The organism is Photobacterium sp. DNB22_13_2 (genome assembly GCF_052873915.1).
Genome location: NZ_JBNNXU010000125.1, coordinates 1 through 274, shown reverse-complemented (window position 1 = coordinate 274; position 274 = coordinate 1). Strand labels below are relative to the sequence as shown.

General features: G+C 59.1%; 1 protein-coding gene. It reads left to right on the top strand.

From position 1 onward, the window contains the following. Nucleotides 1-34: 34 nt before the first annotated feature. Nucleotides 35-274 (top strand): hypothetical protein (locus ACVA58_RS28075; RefSeq protein WP_446513518.1); only part of this gene is annotated, 240 nt, incomplete at its 3' end.

Here is a 274-nt window from a genome sequence, read left to right as displayed (position 1 = left end):
ACTCTATTGTTGGCGCTGCAAGATTGACGTACCGATGCTGACAGAGGAGGAGTGGAGCCTTGTCAGGCCGGGCGACGTCATTGCGGAGATCAAGCGCTACCGAGAGGCGACGGGATGCTCGCTTGCCGAGGCGAACCGGAAGGGATGGGGGCAAAGATCGCTGGCCGCCTATGAGCGCATTACCGGGTTCAAGGAGAGCAACCCGCATGCACTGCCTCACCATCGAATCAGTTTGTATGGCCCCCAATGCCACGTCTGTGGTAAGCCACTAAGG